The 16,564-nt window shown below is 74.1% G+C and carries 18 protein-coding genes; 13 read left to right on the top strand and 5 right to left on the bottom strand.

Annotated features, from left to right (window positions below):
- The first annotated feature begins 37 nt into the window (after positions 1–37).
- Both ACFYT4_RS24250 and ACFYT4_RS24245 read left to right on the top strand, forming a co-directional pair.
- On the top strand, positions 38–217 hold the full coding sequence (locus ACFYT4_RS24250) for a hypothetical protein (RefSeq protein ID WP_389272687.1): 180 nt from the start codon (positions 38–40) through the stop codon (positions 215–217).
- Positions 214–732 (top strand): PIN domain-containing protein, encoded by a 519-nt coding sequence (locus tag ACFYT4_RS24245; protein WP_389272684.1) that lies wholly within the window; start codon positions 214–216, stop codon positions 730–732. Before ACFYT4_RS24250 ends, ACFYT4_RS24245 begins: the two co-directional genes overlap by 4 nt.
- A gap of 69 nt (positions 733–801) precedes the next feature.
- Here the strand turns inward: ACFYT4_RS24245 and ACFYT4_RS24240 are convergent, their stop codons facing one another.
- The gene (locus tag ACFYT4_RS24240) at positions 802–1,440 is read right to left on the bottom strand and encodes a TIGR03085 family metal-binding protein (RefSeq protein ID WP_389272681.1); all 639 of its coding nucleotides are present in this window, start codon (positions 1,438–1,440) and stop codon (positions 802–804) included.
- A gap of 84 nt (positions 1,441–1,524) precedes the next feature.
- Between ACFYT4_RS24240 and hisI the strand changes: the two genes are divergently transcribed.
- The 11 genes from hisI to lgt all read left to right on the top strand — a co-directional run bounded on the left by hisI (position 1,525) and on the right by lgt (position 11,648).
- Positions 1,525–1,890: a phosphoribosyl-AMP cyclohydrolase gene (gene hisI / locus ACFYT4_RS24235; protein WP_389272678.1), complete on the top strand. Its 366-nt coding sequence runs from the start codon at positions 1,525–1,527 to the stop codon at positions 1,888–1,890.
- Positions 1,891–1,901: 11 nt separating this feature from the next.
- Positions 1,902–3,449: an anthranilate synthase component I gene (locus tag ACFYT4_RS24230; protein WP_389272675.1), complete on the top strand. Its 1,548-nt coding sequence runs from the start codon at positions 1,902–1,904 to the stop codon at positions 3,447–3,449.
- Positions 3,450–3,490: 41 nt separating this feature from the next.
- A complete protein-coding gene (locus tag ACFYT4_RS24225; RefSeq protein ID WP_389272672.1) occupies positions 3,491–4,138 on the top strand; it encodes a TIGR02234 family membrane protein in 648 nt (215 codons plus the stop codon).
- A 501-nt stretch (positions 4,139–4,639) separates the two neighbouring features.
- Positions 4,640–4,915, top strand: coding sequence for an HGxxPAAW family protein (locus ACFYT4_RS24220; protein ID WP_389272901.1), 276 nt, complete (start codon positions 4,640–4,642; stop codon positions 4,913–4,915).
- A 325-nt stretch (positions 4,916–5,240) separates the two neighbouring features.
- On the top strand, positions 5,241–5,780 hold the full coding sequence (locus tag ACFYT4_RS24215) for a DUF2752 domain-containing protein (protein WP_389272898.1): 540 nt from the start codon (positions 5,241–5,243) through the stop codon (positions 5,778–5,780).
- Between the two features lie 145 nt (positions 5,781–5,925).
- Positions 5,926–6,735, top strand: a complete 810-nt coding sequence (trpC, locus tag ACFYT4_RS24210) for an indole-3-glycerol phosphate synthase TrpC (protein ID WP_389272669.1) — start codon at positions 5,926–5,928, stop codon at positions 6,733–6,735.
- Positions 6,641–6,937 carry a tryptophan biosynthesis modulator TrpM gene (gene trpM / locus ACFYT4_RS24205; protein ID WP_389272666.1) on the top strand — a complete coding sequence of 99 codons (297 nt, stop codon included), beginning with the start codon at positions 6,641–6,643 and terminating at the stop codon, positions 6,935–6,937. The genes trpC and trpM overlap by 95 nt, the downstream gene beginning before the upstream one ends.
- A 456-nt stretch (positions 6,938–7,393) precedes the next feature.
- Positions 7,394–8,650: a tryptophan synthase subunit beta gene (gene trpB, locus ACFYT4_RS24200; protein ID WP_389272663.1), complete on the top strand. Its 1,257-nt coding sequence runs from the start codon at positions 7,394–7,396 to the stop codon at positions 8,648–8,650.
- The gene (gene trpA / locus ACFYT4_RS24195) at positions 8,647–9,471 is read left to right on the top strand and encodes a tryptophan synthase subunit alpha (RefSeq protein ID WP_389272660.1); all 825 of its coding nucleotides are present in this window, start codon (positions 8,647–8,649) and stop codon (positions 9,469–9,471) included. The genes trpB and trpA overlap by 4 nt, the downstream gene beginning before the upstream one ends.
- 84 nt (positions 9,472–9,555) lie before the next feature.
- On the top strand, positions 9,556–10,419 hold the full coding sequence (locus ACFYT4_RS24190; protein ID WP_389272657.1) for a DsbA family protein: 864 nt from the start codon (positions 9,556–9,558) through the stop codon (positions 10,417–10,419).
- 185 nt (positions 10,420–10,604) lie between these two features.
- Positions 10,605–11,648 (top strand): prolipoprotein diacylglyceryl transferase, encoded by a 1,044-nt coding sequence (lgt, locus tag ACFYT4_RS24185; RefSeq protein ID WP_389272654.1) that lies wholly within the window; start codon positions 10,605–10,607, stop codon positions 11,646–11,648.
- Positions 11,649–11,838: 190 nt separating this feature from the next.
- Here lgt and ACFYT4_RS24180 read toward each other — a convergent pair whose 3' ends face one another.
- Genes ACFYT4_RS24180 through ACFYT4_RS24165 form a run of 4 tightly spaced genes read right to left on the bottom strand, consistent with a single transcriptional unit; the run spans position 11,839 to position 16,353 of the window.
- Positions 11,839–12,651, bottom strand: a complete 813-nt coding sequence (locus tag ACFYT4_RS24180; RefSeq protein ID WP_389272651.1) for an HpcH/HpaI aldolase/citrate lyase family protein — start codon at positions 12,649–12,651, stop codon at positions 11,839–11,841.
- Complete coding sequence (locus tag ACFYT4_RS24175) at positions 12,648–13,868, bottom strand: CaiB/BaiF CoA transferase family protein (protein WP_389272648.1); 1,221 nt, start codon at positions 13,866–13,868, stop codon at positions 12,648–12,650. The genes ACFYT4_RS24180 and ACFYT4_RS24175 overlap by 4 nt, the downstream gene beginning before the upstream one ends.
- Positions 13,865–14,803, bottom strand: a complete 939-nt coding sequence (rbsK, locus tag ACFYT4_RS24170; protein WP_389272645.1) for a ribokinase — start codon at positions 14,801–14,803, stop codon at positions 13,865–13,867. The genes ACFYT4_RS24175 and rbsK overlap by 4 nt, the downstream gene beginning before the upstream one ends.
- Entirely contained in the window at positions 14,800–16,353 is a 1,554-nt protein-coding gene (locus ACFYT4_RS24165; protein ID WP_389272895.1) for an ADP-ribosylglycohydrolase family protein, read from the bottom strand. The genes rbsK and ACFYT4_RS24165 overlap by 4 nt, the downstream gene beginning before the upstream one ends.
- Positions 16,354–16,564: the final 211 nt, after the last annotated feature.

Below are 16,564 nucleotides of genomic sequence, written 5' to 3'. Positions count from 1 at the left end.
GGCATCCGCGAGGGCGACGGGCGACAGGGGGAGTGCGATGTTCGGACGACGCGGGCGACGGGATCCGTCGGCCGAGAGGCCCCGGGGCGGGGGGATCGAGACGGTCAGGCCCGCCGCGGACCCCGAGGAGCGGGTCCGCGCCCTGCGCTGGCTGCAGGACAACGCGGGCCGCTGCCTCGACTACGCCGCCCTGAGCGATCGGGAGGAGAGGGTGTGACCCCGCTCGAACACACGGCGCAGCCCTCCCCGCGGTATCTGGCCGACACCTCCGTGCTCTGGCGGCTGCTGCGCGGCACGATCGGCGACCCTTGGCCCGCGCGGGTGGCCGAGGGGCTGGTGACCATCTGCCCCGTGGCCCACGCCGAGCTGAGGCACGGCCTCCGCCACGGGCAGGACGGCGAGCCGCTGTATCTCGCACTGGACCGGGCCTTCGGCTCGGTACCGATGCGGGAGACGAACAAGCAGACGGAGGCCATGGCCGTGCAGCGGGAGCTGAAGCGGCGGGGTGTCGCCGACGGCCCGCAGGGGCCGAATCTGATGGACATCGTCACCGCGCTCACCGCACGGTTCCACGGCCTCACCCTCGTCCACGCGGACGCCGACTTCGACGCCATCGCCGAGGTCTGCCCCGACATCCCCATGATCAAGCTCGACCCCGGCCCCCGGGTGGCCCGGGACGAGGGCGACGCGCCGCGCCGACCCGGCTGGCGGCAGTTCCTGGACGATCTCTGAGCCGGCCGTCCCGGCCGCTGTGGGCCGCGCCCGGCACCGCGTCGGCCGTTCGGGGCGATCGGACCGCGCTCACATGGAGATGCCGAGCTTGCTCTCCCGCAGCCGCTCCACCGCCTCCTTGTCGCCTTCCACCTCCACCCGGGCCACGTCCTGGCGGCCGAAGGCGAACATCGTCAGCTCACCGGGCTCACCCGTCACCGTCACCACGGGCGCACCGCGGTGGGCGACGGCGGTCTGACCGTCCGGCCGGCGCAGCACCAGACCCACCGGGGACCTGCGGCCCAGCAGCCTGGCCGCCTTCTCCAGCCGGGCCCAGAGCGCGTCCTCGAAGACCCGGTCCAGCGGGCGGGGGGTCCAGTCGGGCTGGGCCCGGCGCACATCCTCGGTGTGGACGTAGAACTCGACGGTGTTCGCCGCCTCGTCCACCTGCTTGATCCCGTACGGCGACATTTTGGGCGGTCCCGTCCGGATCAGCTGGATGAGCTCCTCGTACGGCTTCGCCGCGAACTCCGCCTGCACCCGCTCCAGCCGGTTCCGCAGCGGCGGGAGCAGGATTCCGCCCGCCGCGTCGGCACGGCGCTCGCGCACCACCACATGGGCCGCGAGCTCCCGCGCCCGCCAGCCGTCGCAGAGGGTCGGCGCATCGGGGCCGGCCGCTTCCAGCAGGTCGGCGAGGAGGAGCCGTTCACGCTTCGCATGGGTCGACATATTCGCCAGCGTACGGCGGCGGCGCCGGGTCCGCTCAGTGGACGCCTCGCCCGCCGGCCCGGCAGAACACGGCACAATGGCCGCATGACCAGCAGCGCCCCCGCGAGTCCCCTCGATCCCGCCGTCGCCGCCCGTCTCAAGCGCACCGCCGACGGACTGCTTCCGGCCATCGCCCAGCAGTACGACACCGGTGAGGTGCTGATGCTCGGGTGGATGGACGACGAGGCTCTCCACCGCACCCTGACCACCGGCCGCGCGACCTACTGGTCCCGCAGCCGCCGGGAGTACTGGGCCAAGGGCGACACCTCGGGGCACGTCCAGCACGTCAAGTCCGTCGCGCTCGACTGCGACGGGGACACCCTGCTGGTCAGGGTCGACCAGATCGGCGCGGCCTGCCACACCGGCGACCGGACCTGCTTCGACGCCGACGTCCTCCCGCTCGGCAAGTAGGGTCTGGCGCCATGGACCTGGAGACCTTCCGCAAGCTCGCCACCGACCGCCGTGTCATCCCCGTCAGCCGCCGTCTCCTCGCCGACGGCGACACCCCGGTCGCGCTCTACCGCAAGCTCGCCGACGAGCGCCCCGGCACCTTCCTGCTGGAGTCCGCGGACGGGGGCACCTCCCACACCGTGGGTGGTGGCGGAGGCAGGTTCTGGTCCCGCTACTCGTTCGTCGGCGTGCGCAGCACCGGTACGCTCACCGAGCGCGACGGAGAGGCCCACTGGCTGGGCACCCCGCCCGTCGGCGTCCCCACCGGCGGCGACCCGCTCGCGGCCCTGCGCGCCACCATCGAGACCCTGCACACCCCGCCCGTGCCGCAGGACCCCGGCTTCGGCATGCCGCCCTTCACCGGCGGCATGGTGGGCTACCTCGGCTACGACATCGTCCGCAGGCTGGAGAAGATCGGCCCGGGCGACAACGACGATCTGAGGCTGCCCGAGCTGACGATGCTGCTCACCTCGGACCTGGCGGTGCTCGACCACGCGGACGGCACCGTCCTGCTGATCGCCAACGCCATCAACCACAACGACCTCGACACCGGGGTCGACGAGGCGTACGCGGACGCCGTCGCCCGGCTCGACGCCATGGAGAGGGACCTCGCCCGGCCGCTGGCCTCCGCGCCCGTCGCCCTGCCGCCGTCCGAGGTGCCCGGGTTCTCCGGCCGGTGGGGCGGTGAGAACTTCCGGGCGGCCGTCGAGGACATCAAGGAGCGCATCCGGGCCGGAGAGGCGTTCCAGGTGGTCCCGTCGCAGCGGTTCGAGACACCCTGCGAGGCGAGCGCGCTGGACGTCTACCGCGTCCTGCGGGCCACCAACCCCAGCCCGTACATGTATCTGTTCCGGTTCCCCTGCGACGACGGCGCCTTCGACGTCGTCGGCTCCAGCCCCGAGGCCCTGGTCAAGGTCGAGGACGGGCGCGCCATGGTCCACCCGATCGCCGGGACCCGGCCGCGCGGCGCGACCCCGCAGGAGGACCAGGCGCTCGCCGACGAGCTGCTGGCCGACCCCAAGGAGCGCGCCGAGCATCTGATGCTCGTCGACCTCGGCCGCAACGACCTGGGCCGGGTCTGCGAGCCCGGCACCGTCGAGGTGGTCGACTTCATGTCGGTCGAGCGCTACTCCCATGTCATGCACATCGTCTCCACGGTGACCGGGAGGGTCGCCGAAGGCCGTACCGCCTTCGACGTCCTCACCGCCTGCTTCCCGGCCGGCACCCTCTCCGGGGCGCCCAAGCCCCGCGCGATGCAGATCATCGACGAGCTGGAGCCCACCCGGCGCGGACTGTACGGCGGCTGTGTCGGCTATCTCGACTTCGCCGGTGACTCCGACACCGCGATCGCCATCCGTACGGCGCTGCTGCGCGACGGGACCGCGTTCGTGCAGGCCGGAGCGGGTATCGTCGCCGACTCCGATCCCGTGTCCGAGGACATCGAGTGCCGTAACAAGGCCGCCGCCGTACTGCGGGCCGTCCACACGGCGAACCGGATGGGCGGCCGGACGGCCCGGTAAAGGGCCACCGGCCGGGGAGCCTTATGGGGGCGTAAGGGATAGTGGTGCGGGTGAGTGCTGTTCCCGTACCCCAGCCCCGCGCCGGATCCGCCGCCTCGGCCGCCGACAGGAGCCGCCGCAGTCTCGGCGCGGCCCTGTTCCTCGGCGCCGTCGGCGCGGCCGCCGTCCTCCTCGCCTCCGGCCAGACGTGGGCCGAGGGCACGGCCGCGCTCAGCGGCGGCACCCTGCCGCTGGAGGCCGAGGGCGGCGATGTCACCGGTGTGCCGACCGCCCTCGCCGTCGTGGGCCTGGCCGCGCTCGTCGCCGTCTTCGCCGTACGCCGGGCGGGCAGGCTGCTCGTGTCCGCGCTGCTCACCCTGAGCGGAGCGGGCGCGGCCCTCGCCGCGTACCTCGGCGCCTCCGACCGTGCCGCGCTCGACGAGAAGGCCGCGGAGAGCACCGGCGACTCCGCCGCCACCATCGACGGGCTCACGCACACGCCGTGGCCCTATGTGACCATGGCGGCCGGTCTGCTGATCCTGCTCGCCGGGCTGCTCGCGCTCCGCTACGGCAGGCTGTGGCCCACCATGTCGGGACGGTACGAACGCGACGGCTCCCCCCGCTCCCGCAGGGCGCCGGCCGTGGACCCCGACCGGCCCGAGGACCTGTGGAAGGCGCTGGACCGCGGCGAGGACCCCACCGACGGGTAGGGGCCCCTCCCGCGGATCCGGCCGGGCCCGTGCCCCGGCGCCGGGCCGCTTCCCGCGGGAGCACCCGGAGCGCCCCCGGTCCTTCTGAGGTGTCCGCCAGGGCCCTCGCGCGGTGGCCCTCCTCCGGATCGGGTCGCTGTCCCGGTCGTCGGCACGCGGGGTACCCGGCGGCCCCCTGCCGGACCCTCGCCCGGCACCCGGCCGGACCCCGCTCCGGCGGGGGAGGTGTTCCGCGTGGACCGGGCCGCCTTCCGCGATCCGGCCCGGCACACGCCACAGGGCCCGGCGGTCCACGGCCGCGTGGTCACCACGCGGGGCCGGTACCGGAAGGCGCAGAGGGCGCCCGAACCCCCGGGAAACGGGTGTGACGGCCGCCTCATCACCCTGCCTCCACGTCGCTTCCGGAGTGCGGGACAATGGGTGTCGAGCGTCCGGCTCACCCCCGAGCGCCGGCATCCCCGCCGTGCCTCACCACAGCGCAACAGCAACGAGGAGCAGCTCATGTCGGGCACCGCCCACGGACACACCCCGGCCGCCTGGACCGGTGTCACCATCGCCTTCATCGGTTTCTGCGTCTCCGGCCTCTTCATGGTCGCGGCCAATCCGCTGGGGTTCTGGGGCGGCCTGGTCATCGTCTTCGCCGGACTCGGTGTCGGTCTCGCGATGAAGTCGGCCGGTCTCGGCACGCCGAAGGAGACCGACGCCCGTATCCGCGCCCGCGAGCGGGCCCACGACGTGGCGCTCTCCAAGACGGCCGCGGCGCAGATCTCCTCCTGATCTCCCGCACCTCCCGCCCGACCGCGGGGCACCCGCCCCGACCGGGCCTCCGGCCGTCCGCGGCCGACCCCAGGCGCATCCCGGCATATGCCGGGCTGCGCCTTTCCGTACCTCCGGAGAGAATCACGGGGTGGACGCCATGACCTCATCCTCCGTCACACCCACGCCCGAACCGGGCCACGACCCCACCGCAACCCCGGCCGCACCCGGCCGGCCCGCCACCGGGCCCGTGATCGGCCCGCCGGCCCGTGAGCCCGCCGGACCCTCCTCACCCTCCTCCCGCCCCAGCGCGCCCGGTGCCCCGGACGCCTCCGCCGGACCGCCCTTGGCACCGGTGCCCGGACCACCGCCCCCGGCGGCTCCCGGGGCGGGACCGGCCCCCGCCGGGTGGAGCGGGTGGGCCGCCCCGGGCACCGCGCCCGGCCCCGCGAACCGCTCCGGTGCCCCGGCACCCCCGGCCCCCCTCGCGCGGCGGCTCGCCGCCCCGCTCGCCACCCTCGCCGGGGTCGCCGCGGCCTTCGCGTACGTCGGCAGCGTCGATCCGAACGAACCCGGCCACTACCCGGCCTGCCCCCTCCTGCGCCTCACCGGGATCTTCTGTCCGGGATGCGGGGGGCTGCGCAGCGCCCATGCCTTCGTCCACGGTGACCTGGCCACCGCCTTCGGCGCCAACGCCGTCGCCGTCATCGGTTACGGAGTCTTCGCCGTCGTCTGGACGGTGTGGCTGATTCGCGCCGTTCGGGGAGTGCCGGGAGCGACCTGGCGGATCTCCGTCGGTCCCGTCTGGTGGTGGACGGCGGGTGCCGTGGTGCTGGTCTTCAGCGTCGTGCGCAACCTTCCCTTCGGCTCTGCGCTGGCCCCGTGACCGGCCTGTGGGCACCCCTGCCGACCTGCGCCGGGTCCCAGCCCGTGGGACAGCCGTCAACCGGATGCGAGGCCCGGACCATCCTGCGGATACCATCGACATGGCTGATCCTTGACCATCAACGTCCCGGAAGGGGGCCGCTCGCGTGAGTGTGCTCGACGAGATCATCGAAGGCGTACGCGCCGACCTCGCAGAGCGGCAGGCGCGAGTCAGCCTCGACGAGCTCAAGGAACGTGCCGCCAAGGCGCACGCGGCCAAGGACGGAGCCGCCGCGCTGCGCGGCGAGGGCGTCCAGGTGATCTGCGAGGTCAAGCGCTCCAGCCCGTCGAAGGGCGCGCTCGCCGCGATCGCCGACCCCGCCGGGCTCGCCGCCGACTACGAGGCGGGCGGCGCGGCCGTCATCTCCGTACTGACCGAGCAGCGCCGCTTCGGCGGCTCGCTCGCCGACCTCGAAGCCGTACGCGCCAAGGTCGACATCCCCGTCCTGCGCAAGGACTTCATCGTCACCGCCTACCAGCTGTGGGAGGCCCGCGCCTACGGCGCCGACCTGGCACTCCTCATCGTCGCCGCGCTGGAGCAGGAGGCCCTGGTCTCCCTGATCGAGCGGGCCGAGTCGATCGGGCTCACCCCGCTCGTCGAGGTCCACGACGAGGACGAGGTCGAGCGGGCCGTGGACGCCGGAGCGAGGATCATCGGCGTCAACGCGCGCAATCTGAAGACGCTCAAGGTCGACCGCGGCACGTTCGAGCGGGTCGCCCCCGAGATCCCCGCGGGCATCGTCAAGGTCGCCGAGTCCGGCGTCCGCGGTCCGCACGATCTGATCGCCTACGCCAACGCGGGCGCCGACGCGGTACTCGTCGGTGAGTCCCTGGTCACCGGCCGCGACCCCAAGGCGGCCGTCGCCGATCTGGTCGCGGCGGGCGCGCACCCCGCACTGCGCCACGGACGGGGCTGACCCCTCCGTGACCATTGCCGCGCCCCGCCCGACGCGCCCCGCCCCCGGGACCGCGTACGCCCGGCTCGCCCGCGGCTGCCGCCCTCGCGGCTGCCGCGCCCCGGCGCGCCGGGTGCACGGCCGGCGGGTGCGGTACGTCATCGGCTCGGAGCCCGGCCAGGTCAACGGCATGCGATGGCGTGCCCCGCGCGCGGGCGCCTGAGCCGTCTTCCGGCCGGCCCCCCAGGGGGCTGCGTGCGCCCGGTCCGTACCCCGGAGTCCCCGGACGCGGACCGGGTGTCCACGGCCGTCCCGGTTCCGGCACTGTGCCGCTGTGCCTCCCTCCGGCCGTCACCGCCGCCGCGGGGCGCCACGACACCGCGTCCCGGCACCGGACGGCGGCCGCCCGGAGCCGGAGCACGGTCCACCGGTGCACCCGTTCGGGTGTACGGCCGTGAACCGCTCCGGGCCGCACGCGGCGAGCGGGCCCCGGCCCGCGGGCGCACCACGGCCACCCCGGTTCCGTACCGCGTCGGCCGCGCCGCGGAACCACGGGGCGGACCGCTCCGGAAGGCGGCCCGTGGCGCCGGTCCGCGCCCCACGGCACCCCCACGCGCGCATACCGTGTCCTTGCACACCAGACTTCAGGGGCGTCAGCCCCTTCTGAGGAGTACGTCGGATGTCTTCGGACTTCTTCATCCCGGACCCTGAGGGTCAAGTCCCCGGCGCCACCGGTTACTTCGGCGCCTACGGCGGCAAGTTCATCCCCGAGGCGCTGGTCGCCGCGGTCGACGAGGTCGCCGTCGAGTACGACAAGGCCAAGGCGGACCCCGCCTTCACGGCCGAGCTGAACGACCTCATGGTCAACTACACGGGCCGCCCGAGCGCGCTCACCGAGGTGCCCCGGTTCGCGGAGCACGCGGGCGGGGCGCGGATCTTCCTCAAGCGGGAGGATCTCAACCACACCGGATCACACAAGATCAACAACGTGCTCGGCCAGGCGCTGCTCACCAAGCGCATGGGCAAGACGCGCGTCATCGCCGAGACCGGCGCCGGGCAGCACGGTGTCGCCACCGCGACCGCCTGCGCACTCTTCGGCCTGGAGTGCACCATCTACATGGGCGAGATCGACACCCGGCGCCAGGCGCTGAACGTCGCCCGGATGCGGATGCTCGGCGCCGAGGTCGTCCCGGTGACGTCCGGGAGCAGGACCTTGAAGGACGCCATCAACGAGGCGTTCCGCGACTGGGTCGCCAATGTCGACGAGACCCACTATCTCTTCGGCACCGTCGCGGGCCCCCACCCCTTCCCGGCCATGGTGCGCGACTTCCACCGGGTCATCGGTGTGGAGGCGCGCCGCCAGATCCTGGAGCGGGCCGGCCGGCTACCCGACGCGGCCGTCGCCTGCGTGGGCGGCGGCTCCAACGCGATCGGGCTGTTCCACGCGTTCATCCCGGACGCGGACGTCCGGCTCATCGGCTGCGAGCCCGCGGGCCACGGCATCGAGTCCGGTGAGCACGCGGCCACCCTGACCGCGGGCGAGCCGGGCATCCTGCACGGTTCGCGCAGCTACGTGCTCCAGGACGAGGAGGGCCAGATCACCGAGCCGTACTCGATCTCGGCCGGGCTCGACTACCCGGGCATCGGCCCCGAGCACGCGTACCTCAAGGACAGCGGGCGCGGGGAGTACCGCGCGGTCACCGACGACGAGGCGATGCAGGCGCTGCGGCTGCTGTCGCGCACCGAGGGCATCATCCCGGCGATCGAGTCCGCGCACGCGCTCGCCGGCGCGCTGGACGTCGGCCGCGAACTGGGCGGGGACGGGCTGATCCTCGTCAATCTGTCCGGCCGCGGCGACAAGGACATGGACACCGCCGCCCGCTACTTCGGGCTGTACGACGGATCGGACGCATCCGAAGGGGAGGCCGCCAAGTGAGCGGGAACGTGCAACTGCTGAGCGACGCGCTCGCCGCGGCCGGGGCGGAGAACCGGGCCGCGCTGATCGCCTACCTCCCGGCCGGTTTCCCGACCGTGGACGGCGGTATCGCGGCGGTCAAGGCCGTGTTCGAGGGCGGCGCCGACATCGTCGAGGTGGGGCTGCCGCACAGCGACCCCGTGCTCGACGGCCCGGTCATCCAGACCGCCGACGACATCGCTCTGCGCGGCGGCGTCAAGATCGCCGATGTGATGCGCACGGTCCGGGAGGCCCACGAGGCCACCGGGAAGCCGGTCCTGGTGATGACGTACTGGAATCCGATCGACCGGTACGGCGTCGAGCGCTTCACCGCGGAGCTCGCCGAGGCGGGCGGCGCGGGCTGCATCCTGCCCGACCTGCCCGTCGAGGAGTCCGGCAGCTGGCGGGAGCACGCCGACAAGCACGGTCTCGCCACCGTGTTCGTCGTCGCCCCCAGCAGCAAGGACGCCAGGATCGCGCGGATCACGGAGGCCGGTTCCGGCTTCGTGTACGCGGCGTCGCTCATGGGCGTCACCGGCACCCGTGAATCGGTGGGCGCGCAGGCGCAGGACCTGGTCCGGCGCACCCGTGCCACCACCGAGCTGCCGGTCTGCGTCGGCCTCGGCGTCTCCGACGCCCGCCAGGCCGCCGAGGTCGCCGCCTTCGCGGACGGCGTGATCGTCGGATCCGCGTTCGTCAAGCGGCTCCTGGACGCGCCCGACGACGACGCGGGCCTGACCGCCGTACGCGATCTCGCGGCCGACCTCGCGGACGGCGTACGCCGGGGGCGCGCGGGCGCCTGAGGGGTGTCGCTCGTACACATCGCTCGTACGGGTGGATCTGGACCGGGGAGGCGCGGACGCGCCTCCCCGGTTCGTTTGCGGGATGTGAGCGAGAACAATCAGGAACGGAACAGGACCGCGCGAGAGCGGATCCAGCGGGAGCGCAGGCTGGAGAAGTCGCGCGAGCGGCGCCGCCGCGTGCTGATCGTGTCCGCGGCGGTGGCCGCGGTCCTCGGTCTGGCGGCCGTCATCGGCGTCCTCGCGGCCAATACCGACAAGAAGAAGGACAGCGTCTCCACGGCCGGACCGCTGCTCGCCCCCACCGGGGCCGAGGGCAAGGAGCGGCTGGCGATCCCGGTGGGCGCGAGCGACGCCCCGTCGACGCTCACGGTGTGGGAGGACTTCCGCTGCCCCGTCTGCGCCCAGTTCGAGAATGTGCTGCGGGACGCGATCCGCGAGCTGGAGGCGTCGGGCGCGCTCAAGGTCGAGTACCACTTCGCCACCATCATCGACGGGAACATGGGCGGCACCGGCTCCCTGCGCGCCGCCAACGCGGTGGCCTGCTCCCAGGACGCCGGCAAGTTCGTGCCGTACCACGACGTGCTGTACCGCAACCAGCCGCCGGAGCCGGACGACGCCTTCGCGGACAACGGCCGGCTGATCGAGCTGGCGGGCAAGGTCGACGGGCTCGACACGCCAGGGTTCCGCTCCTGTGTGGAGGGGGGCACCCACGACTCCTGGGTCGCCAAGTCGAACACCGCGTTCCAGAAGGGCGGCTTCCGCGGCACCCCGACCGTGCTGCTCAACGGGGAGTCCGTCTTCCCCGGCAAGGGCGGCGAGCAGATCTCCCCGGAGAATCTGAAGAAGTGGGTGGCCGAGGCGAACAAGGGCAAGAAGCCGGGCACCCAGCGCCCGGGCCCGGCCTCCCCAGGGGCCGGTTCCCCCGCCTCCGGGCCCGCCGTGCCCTGAGCCCAGGCGTGCCCTGAGTCCCGGTGCGCCCCCACCGGGGCCCAGGCCCACCACCGCCGCGCCACGGCCTTTCGGGGCCGCCGACGGCCCCGGATCCCCACCGGCGCCGGGGCCGTCCTCGTTATGCATACGTTGCCGGGGTACCTGCCGCGCCCCGTGCCCGGCAGGGTAGCGTCGGGTCTGCCATGGAACTTGCCTACATTCCCAGCCCGTCGTCCGGCGCGATCCACATCGGACCGCTGCCGCTGCGCGGCTACGCGTTCTGCATCATCATCGGTGTCTTCGTGGCCGTCTGGTACGGCAACAAGCGCTGGATCGCCCGGGGCGGCAAAGCCGGCACCGTGGCCGACATCGCCGTCTGGGCGGTGCCGTTCGGCCTGGTCGGCGGTCGGCTCTACCACGTGATCACCGATTACCAGCTGTATTTCAGCGACGGCAAGAACTGGGTCGACGCCTTCAAGATCTGGGAGGGCGGCCTCGGGATCTGGGGCGCGATCTCCCTCGGCGCGGTCGGCGCCTGGATCGGCTGCCGCAGGCGCGGTATCCCGCTCCCCGCCTGGGCGGACGCCCTCGCCCCGGCCATCGCCCTCGCGCAGGCCATCGGCCGCTGGGGCAACTGGTTCAACCAGGAGCTGTACGGCAAGCCGACGGATCTGCCGTGGGCGCTCAAGATCTCCGAGGGCCCGAACCGCGAGGCGGGCCTCTACCACCCGACCTTCCTCTACGAGTCCCTGTGGTGCATCGGTGTCGCCGTGCTGGTCGTGTGGGCCGACCGGCGCTTCAGGCTCGGTCACGGCCGGGTCTTCGCGCTGTACGTCGCCGGGTACTGCGCGGGCCGCGCCTGGATCGAGTACATGCGGGTCGACGAGGCGCACCATGTGCTGGGGCTCCGGCTGAACGTGTGGACCGCGATCATTGTGTTCGTTCTCGCCGTGGCCTACCTGGTGGTCTCGGCGCGGGTACGGCCGGGCCGCGAGGAGATCGTGGAGCCGGACAGGCCGGGCGCGCGGAGCGGCGACGGGGACGGGAAGCCCTCGCTGTCCAAGGACGCCTCCTCGGACCCCTCCGGCGACGCGTCCGGGAACGGCGACAAGAAGACCGGGGCGGCGGGGACCGACGGCTCCACCGGGTCCGCGGACACCGAGCGGCCCAAGGGTGCCGGGGGCTCTTCCGGGGCCCAGCCGTCAGGGGCCTCCCGGGGCCCGGCGGAGGCGGACGCGGGGACCTGATCGCGCCGCTGGCGCGGGCGGGCACGGACACGGCGAGGCCGCCGGGGACCTGATGGTCCCCGGCGGCCTTCCGCCTTTTCCCGGGCCGTGGCGGGGTGCCCCCGGGGTCCGTCGCGAGGCCCCGGCCGCGGTCGCGGCCGTGCGCGCGGGTGCGTGGGGCTTGCGCTGCCGCCGGGCCCCGGCAGCCGGGTCAGGGGATCTCCCGGCGGGCGAGCGAGAGGGTGCGCTCGGCCGCCGCCACGATCGCCGCGTCGACGAACCGGCCGTCCGGAAGGGCCAGCGCGCCCCCGTCCACGGCGGCCGCCTTCACCACCTGTGCCGCGGCCTCGATCTCCGCGGGGGTCGGCCGGAAGGCCCGTTCGATGACGGGGAGCTGCCGGGGGTGGATGGCGGCCCGGCCCAGGAAGCCCAGGCCGCGGCCGTGGGTGCACGAGGCGTAGAGGGCGTCCAGATCCCGGATGTCGGGGAAGACGGACTGCGCGGGGGGCGCGAGACCGGCCGCGCGGGCGGCGACGACGATCCGGGTACGCGGCCAGTCCAGCGACGATCCGTCCCGGACACCGAGGTCGGCCCGCAGATCGGCCTCTCCGATGGCGATGCCGTGGACGGCGGGATGGGCCGTGGCGATGGTGTACGCGTGCTCGATCGCGAGCGCCGACTCCAGCAGCGGATAGAGGGGCACACCGGGAGCGAGGTCCGCGACCCGGTGAATGTCAGTGCCGTGTGCGACCTTGGGAACACGCAGGGCACACAGACCGGGAAGTCCGGTCAGGGTCTCGATTTCTTCGGGGGACCGGGGGGAGTTGATGCGGACATGGACGGGCAGCGGCTGGGGGGACGTGAGGAGTTCGGCCGTGGCGGCGAGGGCGTACTTCTTGCGGTCGGGGGCCACCGCGTCCTCCAGGTCGACGATGACGACGTCGGCCCCGGAGGTGATGGCCTTGAGCACGACCTCGGGGCGGTCCCCCGGGGCGTAGAGATAGGTGAGGGGGGTGGTGGTCACAGCGCGCCCCGGGCGCGCAGCGCGGTGATGTCGGCCGGGGTCAGACCGAGTTCGCCGAGGACCTCGTCGGTGTCGGCTCCGTGGGGGCGCCCGGCCCAGCGGATGGCGCCGGGGGTCTCGGAGAGACGGAAGAGGACGTTCTGCATACGGAGCGGGCCGAGTTCGGGGTCGGGGACCTCGGTCACGGTCTCCAGCGCCCGGTACTGGGGGTCGTCCATGACGTCCCGGATGTCGTAGACCGGCGCGACCGCCGCCTCGGCCTTCTCGAACGCGGTCATGACCTCCTCACGGGTGCGGTGGGCGATCCAGGTGCCGACGGCCTCGTCGAGTTCCTCGGTGTGCTGCGCACGGCCGGTTCCGCTGGCGAACCACGGCTCGTCGATCAGCTCGGGGCGGCCGACGAGACGCATGACGCGTTCGGCGACGGACTGGGCTGAGGTGGAGACGGCGACCCAGCCGCCGTCGGAGGTGCGGTAGGTGTTGCGGGGGGCGTTGTTGCGGGAGCGGTTGCCGGTCCTCGGCTGCACATAGCCGAGCTGGTCGTACCAGAGCGGCTGCGGGCCGAGCACGGTGAGGATCGGCTCGATGATCGCCATGTCGACGACCTGGCCGCGGCCGGTAGCGGTCCGGGCGGCGAGCGCGGTCAGTACGGCGAAGGAGGTGGCGAGCGCGGCGATCGAGTCGGCGAGACCGAAGGGAGGGAGGGTCGGCGGGCCGTGGGGCTCGCCGGTGATGGAGGCGAAGCCGCTCATCGCTTCGGCGAGGGTGCCGAAGCCAGGACGGTGGGAGTAGGGGCCGAACTGGCCGAAGCCGGTGACCCGGGTCAGGACGAGACGGGGGTTGGCGTCGCTCAGCTCCGCCCAGCCGAGCCCCCACTTCTCCAGGGTCCCCGGACGGAAGTTCTCGATGATCACATCGGCGGTGGCGGCCAGTCGCAGCAGGGTGTCACGGCCGCCGGGGGAGGAGAGGTCGAGGGTGATGGCGCGTTTGTTGCGGCCGAGCAGCTTCCACCACAGGCCGATGCCGTCCTTGGCGGGTCCGTGGCCACGGGCGGGGTCGGGGCGCTCGGGGTGCTCGACCTTGACGACCTCGGCGCCGAAGTCGCCCAGCATGGTGGCGGCCAGCGGTCCGGCGAAGAGCGTCGCGAGGTCCAGGACGCGCAGCCCCTGGAGGGCGGTGTGCGGTCCGGCCGAGGGGGTGGGGGGTGTCAGGGTCATGAGGTGGTGTCGCTCTCCTGGTCGCTCTCCTGGACGGTTGTCCGGTGATCGTTCTCCGCGTCGATCTCCGGGCGGTAGGGCATGGAGGTGGAGGCCCCCGCCCGCCGGACGCACAGGGCGGCGGCCGACGAGGCCCAGCGCAGGGCCTGTTCGACGGGCCTGCCCTCGCCGAGGGCGACCGCGAGCGCGCCGACGAAGGTGTCCCCGGCCGCGGTGGTGTCGACCGCGGTGACCCGGGGCGCGGGGACCGTGAGCGGGGCGCGGTCCCGGCTCGCGTACAGGCTGCCGGCCGCGCCGAGTGTGATCACGACCTCCGGGACCCGGCGGAGCAGTTCCCCGGCGGCCGTGTGCGGGTCGGCGATGCCGGTGATCGCCGCGGCCTCGTGCTCGTTGGGGACCAGCAGATCGGTGACGGCGAGCAGACCGGGAGGCAGCGGCTGGACGGGGGCGGGAGTGAGCACGGTCCGCACGCCGTGGCGGCGCGCGGCTCCGGCGCCGTCGAGCACGGCGCTGAGGGGGAGTTCGAGCTGGAGGAGGAGCGTGTCGGCGGTGGCGATCAGGGTTTCGTCACCGGGGGCGAGGGCGGTCACGGTGCCGTTCGCGCCGGGGATGACGACGATGGCGTTGCCGCCGTCGTCGTCGACGACGACATGGGCCGTGCCGGAGGGGCCGTCCGCGGTGCGCAGGAGATCGGTGTCCACCCCGGAGGAGACCAGGGTCCCCCGCAGCCGGGCGCCGAACTCGTCGGATCCGACCGCGCCGATCATCGCGACGTCCCCGCCCGCGCGGGCGGCGGCGACGGCCTGGTTGGCGCCCTTGCCACCGGGGATCGTACGGAACTCCCGCCCCGTGACGGTCTCCCCGCGTTTCGGCGCGTGGGCGACATAGGCGACGAGGTCCATATTGGTGCTGCCGAGCACCACGATGCCGGTCATGGGCGGATGGCCTCCTGATGGGTGAGCCGGGCGAGGGTGTCGAAGCCGATGCCGTCGAATCCGGTGACGGAACTGGCGAGGCGGTTGCCGAGCGGGGCCGTCCATCTTCCGGGCAGCGCGCCGGGGTGTCCGGCGAGCAGTCCGGCGATCGAACCGGCCGTCGCCCCGTTGGAGTCGGTGTCCCATCCGCCGGAGACCGCCCGGCAGATGGAGCCGGTGAAGTCGCCGTCGGCGTGGGTGAGGGCGGCGGCGAGCAGGGCGGCGTTGGGGACGGAGTGGACCCAGTGGTACCGGCCGAAGTCGTGGTGCAGCCGGTCCACGACGGTGTCGAAGCAGGATTCCGCGCGGGCGGCGGCGATCCCGGCGCGGACCGCCGCGGCGAGCCGGGAGGCGGGCGGTACGACGGTGAGGCCGGTGGCGAGCGCGCGGTGCACATCAGCGGTGCCGCCCGCCGCGGCGGCGATGACGGCCGCGGTGAACATCGCGCCGTACACCCCGTTCCCGGTGTGGGTGAGGACGGCGTCGCGGTACGCCTGCCCGGCGGCGCCCGCCGGGTCGCCGGGGTGGGTCCAGCCGTGCACATCGGCCCGGATGGCGGCGCCGATCCACTCCCTGAACGGATTGTGGTGGCGGGCGGTGAGCGGGGGTTCGATCCCGGAGAGGAGATTGCGGTAGGCGATCCGCTCGGCGGTGAAGGTGCGTCCGCCGGGTAGCTCGTCCAGCCAGAGGCGGCCCACGTCGGCGGTGCCGAAGCCGCGTCCGTACCGCTGGAGCAGAAGGAGGTTCAGCAGGCTGTAGTCGAGGTCGTCGTCCTCGGGCATCCCGTCGATGTTCTCGGCGAGCGAGGTCGCCGCGGAGCGCCGGTTCCAGGGGTGGGCACGCGCGATCTCCGGGGGCAGGCCCTCGGCGGTGAACCAGGTGCGCAGCGGCCAGTTGCCGGTGGCGCGGGCGAGCGCGCGGATGCCCCGCAGGGGCAGCTTCTCCACGGGTTTGCCGAGCAGGCAGCCCGCGGCGCGCCCGAGCCAGGCGGCGTGGAGCCGGTGGAGCAGGCGGTCGTCGTGGCCGGGTGACCCGGGCTCGGGCGGTGCGGCCGGGGAGGGTGGGTCGTCAAGGGGCGGGGGGCGCAGGGGCGGTCCGGGCCGGGGGACGCCGGACTCCGGGGCCTCGCGGCCGTCGGCCGGGCGGCCGGAGTCCGGGGCTCCGCCGAGGGCCCGGGGTTCCGCGACCGGGTGCGGTCGCCCGTCCGGGGCGCCGTGGCGCCCGCCCCGGGGTGCGTCGGGCCAATCGGGGCAGGCGGCCCGGACCGAGGCCAGGTCCGTGGGCTCACTCGCCGTCAGAGGGCTCGGAAGCAGGGCGAGTTCGTCGAGGAGCCGGGACGCCAGGGCGCGCAGCTCGGGCGGTACGGGGGTGGGGGACGCCCCTGCCGCCGAGGGCGCGGGCGTGCCGCCCGCCGCCCGCCATGCCGTGGCGACGGCGCTCGCGTCCCGGCCGTCCTCCACGGCCTGGCGCAGTTCATGGCCGATCAGATCCTCCGGCTGGACCCAGGTCACCCGCAGCCCGCCCGCCGCCGGACCTGGTCCACTGCCGCCCGCGGGGCTCGTGGCCCGGCCCGTTGCCGTGCTGCGGCGGGCTGCCGGGGTGTCGGTGCTGGTGTCCGTGGGTGCGGTCGGGGTGGTCGTCTTCGGCGGAGTGCTCTCGGGGTGGGGTGCGCCGTTCGCCGGGGCTGGGGTCCGGTCGGCCGCGCTGCCGGGGTCCGCCCGC

The organism is Streptomyces sp. NPDC004609 (genome assembly GCF_042873655.1).
Classification (GTDB): Bacteria; Actinomycetota; Actinomycetes; order Streptomycetales; family Streptomycetaceae; genus Streptomyces.
This window is presented reverse-complemented; position numbering and strand designations above follow the sequence as displayed.